At 60.2% G+C, this 10,000-nt stretch carries 7 protein-coding genes; all 7 read left to right on the forward strand.

All coding sequences use genetic code 11. The features are described from left to right. The first annotated feature begins 444 nt into the window (after positions 1–444). Positions 445–2,490, forward strand: a complete 2,046-nt coding sequence (locus AC0L27_RS34240) for a hydantoinase/oxoprolinase family protein (RefSeq protein WP_473322163.1) — start codon at positions 445–447, stop codon at positions 2,488–2,490. A gap of 3 nt (positions 2,491–2,493) precedes the next feature. Then, positions 2,494–4,458, forward strand: coding sequence for a hydantoinase B/oxoprolinase family protein (locus AC0L27_RS34245; RefSeq protein WP_473322164.1), 1,965 nt, complete (start codon positions 2,494–2,496; stop codon positions 4,456–4,458). 27 nt (positions 4,459–4,485) lie between these two features. Continuing rightward, positions 4,486–5,409 (forward strand): ABC transporter permease, encoded by a 924-nt coding sequence (locus AC0L27_RS34250; protein ID WP_473322165.1) that lies wholly within the window; start codon positions 4,486–4,488, stop codon positions 5,407–5,409. 8 nt (positions 5,410–5,417) lie between these two features. Continuing rightward, a complete protein-coding gene (locus tag AC0L27_RS34255; RefSeq protein WP_473322166.1) occupies positions 5,418–6,338 on the forward strand; it encodes an ABC transporter permease in 921 nt (306 codons plus the stop codon). Positions 6,339–6,358: 20 nt separating this feature from the next. Beyond that, entirely contained in the window at positions 6,359–7,957 is a 1,599-nt protein-coding gene (locus AC0L27_RS34260) for an ABC transporter substrate-binding protein (protein ID WP_473322168.1), read from the forward strand. Positions 7,958–7,989: 32 nt separating this feature from the next. Next, on the forward strand, positions 7,990–8,958 hold the full coding sequence (locus AC0L27_RS34265; RefSeq protein ID WP_473322170.1) for an ABC transporter ATP-binding protein: 969 nt from the start codon (positions 7,990–7,992) through the stop codon (positions 8,956–8,958). 17 nt (positions 8,959–8,975) lie between these two features. Beyond that, positions 8,976–10,000 (forward strand): ABC transporter ATP-binding protein (locus AC0L27_RS34270; RefSeq protein WP_473322171.1); only part of this gene is annotated, 1,025 nt, incomplete at its 3' end.

Below are 10,000 nucleotides of genomic sequence, written 5' to 3' on the forward strand. Positions count from 1 at the left end.
TAGCCAGCACGCAGCCATCAGTCGGCCGCGATCGATGTCGTGATTTGCAATGTCCCGATTGCGACGCTCTAAGATCATGCGCGACCGCGCACGATTACTGCGCTTCGACAGCTTCACACGCAGAAATTAAGCAGAGTTGCGCCATCCATGGCAGCGATACGACCGACCAGCAAAGATAAAGTTCGAGCAACACAGTCAACGCAGCGCAGGCCTACAAGTAGGTGTACGTTCGTAGAATGACACATTTCCCGGGGGAGCCATCATTGTCTTGAAGTTAGCGCATTCAGCATCTCCTCCTGCAACACTTCCATTCGCGTGCTGCAGTGCAGGTAGCCCATGCGCCAGTGGGCCAGTTAAAGTGTGGAGCGTCCAGCTTCAACGATTAGTTGCTACGACCCTAATCCGAAATCAATGTCAGTGCGCTAACGAGCACAGGAAGATTGCATGCTGAGAATTGGAGTGGATATCGGTGGCACCTTCACCGACTTCGCCATCTGGAAAGATGAAGGCGACGGTTATCGTCAAATCGATGGAGAGAAGATCCCGACGTCCCGCCCGCGTTTTGCGGAATCGGTAATCGAGGGAATCACGCGCATAACCAGGCGGCACGAGCTCGGTCCGACGGATCCACTGCTAGTGGTGCATGGCACAACGGTCGGCACTAACGCGGTCATCGAGCTTTCGGAGAAGCCGGTCGCGCTCGTCACAACCCGAGGCTACCGCGACATACTGAGCATCGCACGACTTCGTCTTGACAAACCGGTCGACTTGTTCAACCGGCGGGCGACGCCACTCGTGTCTCGCTCGCTTGTATTCGAAGTGGACGAGCGCCTGCGAGCCGACGGCAGTGTGGAAACTCCGATCGAAGATTCTTCGGTCGTGACCGCGCTGACTAAGGCGCGCGACGCTGGTGTGAGGGCGGTCGGCGTCTGCTTGCTGCATGGCTACCGGAATCCCGTGCACGAGGCCCGGATTCTGAAAATCGCGCGTGAGCAGTTCCAGGACCTGGACGTTATGGCGTCGCACGAAATCTGGCCGCAGCAGTCGGAATACGAGCGCTCGATGCTCACGCTGCTGAACATGTACGTGAAGCGCGTGATGGCTGACTACATCGGCGAGATCAATGGCTTCTTGCGAGAGAAAATGCCCAATGCGCGACTACTCGTGACGAAGTCGAACGGCGGTGTCATGTCGGCCGAAGAAGCTTGCCGCCTGCCGGTCCACACCCTCTTGTCCGGGCCTGCTGCCGGCGTCACGGCGGCGCGCATCCTTGCCGAGTGGACCCAGAACCCCAACGTCATGACCATGGACATGGGCGGCACGTCAACCGACGTTGCACTGGTGCGAGTTGGGCGTCCCACGCTGACCGCGCAAGCCGAAGTCGGCGACTTCCCGTTGTTGCTGCCGGTCACCGCGATCGAGGCCATGGGTGCCGGCGGCGGATCGATCGCGTGGCTAGATGGAAATGTGCCGAAGGTCGGTCCGCGCAGCGCTGGCTCCAAGCCTGGTCCGGCGTGCTACGACACAGGCGGGACTGAGCCGACTTTGACCGACGCCTACCTGCTCTGTAACTACCTTTCGCCACGCGGATTGTTGGGTGGAAAGCTCCCGCTGTCGCGTGACAGGGCCGAGCAGGCGATGCTCACGATCGCAAGCGGAAGCGATGCGGTTGCCGCGGCGGAAAGCATCGTCGCGATCGCCACCAGCAACATGCTCGCCAAGGTGTTGCCGTTCTTGGCGCGCGCGGGCGAGGGGCCTGCGGATCTCACGCTGATGATCTTCGGTGGCGCCGGCGGTATTCATGGCCCTCTGCTGGCTGAGGAACTGGGCATCAGGCGCATCGTCGTGCCGCGGCTATCATCCGTTTTCTGCGCCTTCGGTGGCTTAGCCGCTGACCTTGTGCACGATGGCGTGCGCAGTGTTACCGGGGCACACTCCAGCGAGGACACGCTGCTACGCATCTTCGACGAGCTCGCCCAGTCCGGCCGCGAGTGGGTCCAAAGGCAGACAGCCGGCGCAAAGCTCGAAGGCATCGACGAACTCTATCTCGCGGAGATGCGCTACTCGGCGCAGTCCTTCACCATTCCAGTTAATTTGACGGAGGCCATTAGCAAAGGCACCGGCCTGAATGGCTTCTACGAGGCTTTCCACGAGGAGCACAAGGCGCTCTTCGGCTTCTCCAATCCCGGTACGCCGGTCGCATTGAATGAGCTCATGGTGCGCACCTCCGGTCGTCAAGCCAAGCCCAACGCCCGCAGCTCGACGCAGCAGCAGACCGATAAGGTTGCTCCGGCGTCATGTCGCGACCTGCGTTTGCAGGAGCGCTGGTGGCCCGCTTGCGCGGTATTCGACCGAACCAAGCTAGCGGCAGGTTGGTCGGAGATCGGCCCTGCGGTCATCGAGCACGAACTGTCGACCGTGCTCGTGCCTCCACACTTCCGCGCTGCGATCAGCGTTCTGGGCGATATTGTGATGACGAAGGAGAGCTAAGCAATGGATCTCGCACGCGTCGAAATCATGAAGAACCGCTTCGCCGCGATGGTGGAGGAGGCAGTCACGCTGGCATATCGCACGGCGCACACGACGCTCGTCAAGCAGACGCAGGATTTTGGCGTGTGCCTGGCACGCCCCAATGGAGAGCGGTTCGCTTCACCGATGTCCGCTGGCGCTGGCGGTAGCGGTGGTGGCACGATTGCAGGCATGACGCGCCACTTTGAGGACTACGCGCCAGGCGATGTTGTCGTGACCAACGACCCGTTCAATACGGATGGGCTCGTGACGCACCAGATGGACATCAACCTCGCGCAGCCGATCTTTTATAAGGACGAACTCGTCGCTTTCAGCTGGGCCTTCGTTCACGCAACCGATATCGGCGGTGCAGTTCCCGGCAGCGTCGCGCCGGACCTGAGCGAATGTTTCCAGGAGGGATTCCGCATCCGGCCTACGTGGCTTATCCGCAAGGGACTGATGAACCAGGACATCGTCAACATCATGAAGGACAACTCCCGGATGGGCGATGCGCTGTGGGGCGACCTGGAAGCGATGATGGCCGCGATGCGGCTGATGGAGCAGCGCGTTGTGGAACTGTGCGACAAGGTCGGTGCAGACGCGTTCCGCCAGGGAATCAACGATGTCATGGACTATTCCGAAGCGAAAGCGCGCTCCGTGATCGCCAGCCTACGTGACGGCGTCTATGAATTTTCGGATTACCTCGACGGGCAAGGAACCGATGACGCCGTGCACATTCACTGCAAATTGTCCATCGAAAGGGACCAAGCGCATGTGGATTTCGCGGGCAGCAGCCCGCAGGTGAATGCGGCACTCAATTTCCCACTTGCTAGACCGATCGGGATGGTCTGTTCGGCGCTAACCAACTACATCATGACCAAGGAGCCTTCGGTTCCGCGCAACAATGGCATCTGCAGGCCAATCACAGCGTCTGCGCCATCCGGGACGGTCATGAACGCCGAATTTCCGGCTGCGATGGGCAACCGCTGGATGACCGTGATGCGCTGTTACGACGCCCTCATGGGTTGCCTGAACCAAGCCGTTCCCGAAGGCATTGCAGCGTGCGGTGCGGGTCAGGCGGGGATCATTGCTGCCTCCTGGCCGGACCCTCGCACAGGTCGCAGCAAGGTGGCCGTTGTGGAGCCATTCTGCGGGGGCTCTGGCGGCCGCATGTGTACGGACGGCGTGGACGGGATCGACACGATGCTTGGTTTCCTAAAGAGCACGCCGGTGGAGCATGTAGAAGCGGAGACACCTTTCCTGGTACGACACCACGCGCTGGTGCCCGGCAGCTTCGGCCATGGTCAGTATCGCGGCGGTGCGTCCATCAGTATCGAGCTTGAGTGCGTGAGCGCGCAGGCAGCCGTGACCGTGCGTGGCCTCGAGCGCTTCAAATTTCAGCCCTGGGGTGCTCGCGGCGGCTCGCCAGGCCGCAATGGCGAGACATGGTTTATCAAAGCTGGAGGCGGCGAGAAGGTGTCGCTGGGCCGCTTCGGGCTGCTTCCGATGTCGTCGGGTGATGTGCTGCGCATGGTGTCTCCTTCCGGCGGCGGCTTTGGTGACCCGCTAGTGCGCTCGCCGGAGATGGTGGCTCACGACGTTCGCGAACAACTTCTCAGTGAAGGCGAAGCTCGCCGGTCCTACGGCATCGTCATCCGTGACGGGGCGGTCGACGCCGCGGCGACGACGCGCGCACGCGCTGAGATGAAGACGAAGCTTGCCGACATCAGCCATGGCAAGCTGCGTCTGGAGTACGAAGCGCGTTGGCCAACAGAGACGAACGTGGCTTTCTCGGATGCGATCCTCCAAGCGCCCCCCGGGTTACGCACCGCGATCCAGCGTGAGGTACGAGCCGCGCTTTCGAAGTCGCCCGGCAAGATCGATCCGGTAATGGTGCGCGAGATGGTCGCGGCCTCGGTTCACCGCATGCAGGTGCCCAATGAGGGCTGAGGGATTTAACAGGCTGGGGACACGGAGATGAGCAGCTACATCGCCCGCCGCCTGTTCGCGATTCTCGCGCTGGCGTTCGGCATCAGCGTGCTAGTCTTCCTCATCCTGCGGCTCATCCCGGGCGACCCGGTAATCTCGATGTTGGGCATGAATGCTGGTGACCAGGCGCTCGTGATTCGCTTGCGGCACCAACTAGGACTGGACCAGCCCTTATACATGCAATACGTGACCTGGCTGACAGACATTTTCCGGGGCGACTTCGGCTACTCCTATGGCGAGGATCGTCCGGTCGCCATGCTGCTCGCGGCCAATTTCCCGGCCACTGTCCAGCTCATGGTGCTCAGCTTGGCTCTATCTGTGGTGTTCGGTCTCCTCCTCGGAATCATCGCCGCTCTCAACCGAAATCGGATTCTCGACACCGCCACCATGAGTGTCGCACTGGCACTGATGTCCATTCCCAGCTTCTGGCTCGGACTGCTGCTAATTCTTGCTTTCGCTGTGACGCTGCCCTGGTTTGAAGTGGTGGGAGGCACATCTCTGAAAGGGACGATACTACCGGCGCTGACATTGGCGATGGGAGCTATCGGCTACAACGCACGTTTTGTTCGGTCCGCGGTTATCGGGGCAATGGTGCAGCAGCACGTCATCACCGCCCGTGCGAAAGGTTTGTCGCGCTCGCGCGTGTTCATTCGACATGTTCTGCGCAACGCGCTTCTGCCGATCCTGACAATCGTCGGGATGCAAATCGGTGGATTGCTGGCGGGTACGGTCATAGTAGAGACGGTATTTTCCCGCCCCGGCATCGGTCGTCTCCTCGTGCAATCTATTCTCGCAAAAGACTACCCGGCGGTTCAGGCAGTAATCCTCATCCTCGCTTTGGTATACGCCACGACAAACTTCATCGTGGACATGCTGTACCCTGTGCTGGACCCGCGGATCGGACATCGGTGAGGCATTGCATGGAGCTAAAAGTGATCTCCGACCTCACCGAAATGCCGGACGATGCGGCCGCATCCGAAGCTGAAATCGTGCGTCCACGCGAGACGGCCTTCCATCGTGTCGTTCGTGCGCTTCGACACCGCAGCCTGTGCCTCGGACTGATTATCTGCGTAGTTCTGGCAATGCTTGCTGCGGCGGCGCCCCTTCTGGTGACGGCGGATCCAATCGCCCAGAACCCGATGCTCACATTTGCGCCGCCATCTTGGGCCGCGCCGATGGGAACGGACGCGTACGGGCGCGACCTATTTGCTCGCGTGCTATATGGCGCTCGGACCACCATGCTCGCCAGCCTCTGTGTCGTGGTACTAGGCGCTGTGCTCGGAACCATCATTGGTCTCGTCGCCGGCTATTTCGGCGGCATCTTCGGCTTTTGCATCATGCGAATCGTGGACCTTCTTCTCGCCTTTCCCGGCATCCTCCTCGCCCTTAGCGTTACCGCCATCCTGGGACCTGGGCTTGGCCATGGGGTTATTGCGATCGCGACTGTGCTTGTACCGGTTTATGCACGGATGGTGGAGGGCGCCACAGCCGAAGTGCGCAACCTGCCGTACGTAAAGGCCGCGGTGGCGCTCGGAGCGGGCCCGACCTGGATCATCCTGCGTCACATCCTACCCAACGTCCTCTCAGGCGTGATTGTCCTGACAACGACCTGGCTAGGCATAGGGGCGCTCTGGATCACCGCACTGGGCTTTCTGGGTCTCGGCGTGCAGCCGCCTGCACCCGAACTTGGCACGATCTTGAACGACGGACAGAACTACATCTCGTTGGCTTGGTGGATCACCGTCTGCCCGGGCGTCTTCCTCTCGCTCTTCGTCATCGGCACAAACCTCGTGGGCGATGGCCTGCGCGATGAAATCGATCCCACACTAGCCAGTAGATAAAGCTTGAACTCGCGAGAAAGATGGACATCATGAACACACACTTCAAACTATTCAGTGGAATTGCTGCGAAAGGCGCAGTCATAGCGATCAGTGCTTTCGCGTTGAACCCGTTTCCAGCGCTCGCGCAAGACGCTGCCGTCGTTGTCGGCTGGGAGTCGACTGTGGACACTCTCAACCCTGCGGTGTCGGCCTTGCGGGATGTTGCACCTATCGCCAACAACATCTTTGACACTCTTGTCTGGGTCACGCCGGACTTCAAGATCACACCCGATCTGGCTACCAGCTGGGACGTCTCGGACGGCGGAAAGCTGTACACATTCAAGCTGCGCGAAGACGTTACCTTCCATGATGGCGCGCCGTTCAACGCCGCAGCCGTGGTCGCCAACTTCGAGTACATCACCAACACGGAGTCAAAGGCCCGAAGTGGCTTGAGTACGCTCGGTCCTTGCTTAACTGCTAAGGCAGTCGATGAATTCACGGTTCAAATCGTTTGCAAGGACTCTCACGCGCCGCTCTTGCTCAGCCTCGGCACGCCGTATGCGGCCATCCAGTCGCCAGCTGCGATCAAGAAGTACGGCACGGAACTCGGCCTGCACCCTACGGGCACGGGGCCCTTCGTCTTGTCCAGCTACAAGCCTAATCAGAGCGTCGTGCTGACACGCAACGACAAGTACAACTGGAATCCACCCGCTCTCAACTTCAAGGGCCCGCCGAAGATTGCATCTCTGACTTTCCAGATCGTGCCGAACGATCAATCGCGCGTAAGCCAGTTCATGGCTGGCCAATCACACGCCATGAATCGCACACCCGGCGTTTACTGGAGCTCGCTGAAGAGCAATCCCAAGTTCGCGCAGCTGCCAATTCCGATCAGTGGGCTGGGCATCTTCGTAGAGTTGAATGCTGGGCGCTTCCCGACGGATGACGTTGCCGTGCGCAAGGCTATTCAGTATTCGGTTGACAAAAAGGGCGTCGTGCAGCTTGCCGCCTCGGGCGTCTTCCCTATCGCAAACACACCGCTGATGAAGGGCATGGTCGGCTATGACCCTTCGCTGGAGGACCTCTATCCGTACGATCCTAAAAAGGCAGACGAGCTGCTCGTCGGCGCCGGTTGGAAGAAGAACGCGGACTTTTGGGAGAAAGATGGCAAACGCCTGACCCTCAAATTGACGGTTATATCCACCCGTCCTGCCTACGTGCGAATTGCGGAGGCCATGCAGGAATACCTCCGAAAGGCAGGCATGGACGTCCAAATCGAGCAACAGGCTCTCTCCGCCTGGTTCGCTGGTGGGATAGCCGGCGAGTTCTCGCTCACCCCAATGCAGTTGGTAGGCACCGATCCGTCTGTAATCAACGGCATCTTCATGCCGGGTCAATACATGTACTGGAGCAAGTACACCAACACTGACCTAGAGGCGCTGTTGGGACAAGGCATGGCCGAGATCGACGAGAACACGCGCGTCGCCACCTACAAGAAAGCGCAGAAACTGGTCATGGACAGCGCCGTTCTGATGCCGATCCACCAGAACGTCGATCTCATGACTTTGTCGAGCAAGCTCAAAGGCGTAACTTATAGCGCCGGCGGCTTCCAGTATTTCGGCGCCGCGACGCTAGCCGAATGAGGCTGAAATTGCAGACTCGTGAGAGCCAACAGATGGGAAGCATTTTGAAGCCGGCGCCCCCATTGCTTGAGGTCCGGAACCTGAAGACTCACTTCCCGACAAAGGCAGGAACGGTCAAGGCTGTCGATGGCGTGAGTTTCCACATCACAGCCGGGGGCCGCCTCGGCATCGTTGGAGAATCGGGCTCCGGCAAAAGCGTCACCTCGCTGTCGATCATGCGCCTCGTAGAACTGCCGGGGCGCATCGTCGGGGGCGAAGTCCTCCTGAAAGGACGCGACCTAACCACCCTGACGGAACGGGAGATGCGTCAGCTGCGGGGGCGAGAGCTCTCTCTGGTGTTTCAGGATCCAATGTCTGCTCTCAATCCGGTCTACACGGCCGGCGCGCAAGTCATCGAGGCACTTCGGGCCCACCGGACCTTGAGCAATAGCGAGGCCCGGGAACGCGCCATCCAGCTGTTCAGGATGGTGGGAATTTCTGCACCGGAGCGGCGGGTCGACGAGTTTCCGCACAAGCTCAGTGGCGGCATGCGTCAGCGCGTCACCATCGCTATGGCACTCGCCAATGAGCCGGAGCTTCTCATCCTCGACGAGCCGACGACAGCATTGGATGTGACCATTCAGGCGCAGATCCTGGATATCGTGCGCGGTCTCAAGCGCGCAGCTGTCCTTCTCATCTCCCACGACATTGGCGTGGTGCGCGAAATCTGCGACGAAGTTGTTGTGATGTATGGCGGACGCGTCATGGAATGGGGGCAAGTAGACCAAGTCACCCGCGCGCCCAAGCATCCGTACACTCGCGGGCTGCTCTCCTCCATCCCTAACCCAGAGATGCGTGGCAAGCCTCTTCACACTATCGGTGGTGCGGTGCCAAACCTCCTGAATATGCCGAGCGGCTGTCCGTTTCGGCCCCGGTGCAAGCAGGCGGTTCGCAAGTGCATGGAAATGCCCCCGCTTGAGACCAAGCCCGACAATAGCAAGGTGGCGTGCTGGCTCGCATGAATACTTCCGAGGCTCGAATGTCGAACACATCAAACCCTGTGCAGGTCCCACCGGCCGGCACGTCTTACAGCGACGTGCTTGTCGACATACGCAATCTGAAAACCTTTTTTCCAGTCCGCAGCGGGTTTCTGAACCGCAAGACCGAGTGGGTGAAGGCGGTCAATGATGTGTCGCTGCAGATTCTGCGCGGCGAGAAGTTCGGGCTGGTAGGCGAGTCAGGCTGCGGAAAGTCGTCGCTTGGCCGCTCGATCCTTCGCCTCGAGACGCCCCAGGCCGGAGAGATCCGGTTCGAGGGCGAGAACATCCTTGAAGCCTCGGCGAAGCGCCTCAGGGCCATTCGCCGCGACGTGCAGACCATCTTTCAGGATCCCCACGGCAGCCTCGATCCGCGAATGAACGTTCGCAGCATCATTTCCGAAGGCCTTGCAGTGCAGGGCAAGATGGCACGGGGGGAGCGGCGGGAATTTGTAGAGCACCTTATCGACCGCGTCGGAATGCGCCGCGAACACCTTGATCGCTATCCGCACGAGTTCAGCGGTGGGCAGCGGCAACGCATTGGCATTGCGCGCGCGCTTGCGCTCAAGCCGAAATTCATCGTTGCTGACGAGCCGGTATCCGCGCTGGACCTCTCGGTACAATCGCAGGTGCTGAACCTTCTAACGCAACTGCAGAAAGAATTCGGTCTCACCATCCTATTCGTTGCCCATGACCTGTCGGTCGTCGAGTACTTCAGTGACCGCGTTGGCGTGATGTACCTGGGCAAGCTGGTCGAGCTGGCCGATGCGCGGGAGCTTTATGCCGATGCGCGCATGCCATACACGCTCGCTCTCTTATCTGCCGCGCCGGACGCTACGAACAGCCGTAAACGCGAGCGCATCGTTCTGAAGGGCGAAGTGCCCAGCCCGCTCAATCCGCCCTCGGGCTGTCCCTTCCGCACACGGTGTTGGATGGCTAGGGACATCTGCGCGCAGCAAGAGCCGCAACTACGCGAGATCAAACCGCTCCATTGGGCGGCCTGCCATTTCGCCGAGGAGCTGGAGCC

The sequence above is a fragment of the Bradyrhizobium sp. Ken51 genome (genome assembly GCF_055807435.1).

Coding starts and splice junctions, on each gene's coding strand:
- AC0L27_RS34255 (WP_473322166.1), top strand. CDS start 5,418: ATGGAGCTAAAAGTGATCTCCGACCTCACCGAAATGCCGGACGATGCG.
- AC0L27_RS34240 (WP_473322163.1), top strand. CDS start 445: ATGCTGAGAATTGGAGTGGATATCGGTGGCACCTTCACCGACTTCGCC.
- AC0L27_RS34260 (WP_473322168.1), top strand. CDS start 6,359: ATGGACATCATGAACACACACTTCAAACTATTCAGTGGAATTGCTGCG.
- AC0L27_RS34245 (WP_473322164.1), top strand. CDS start 2,494: ATGGATCTCGCACGCGTCGAAATCATGAAGAACCGCTTCGCCGCGATG.
- AC0L27_RS34250 (WP_473322165.1), top strand. CDS start 4,486: ATGAGCAGCTACATCGCCCGCCGCCTGTTCGCGATTCTCGCGCTGGCG.
- AC0L27_RS34265 (WP_473322170.1), top strand. CDS start 7,990: ATGGGAAGCATTTTGAAGCCGGCGCCCCCATTGCTTGAGGTCCGGAAC.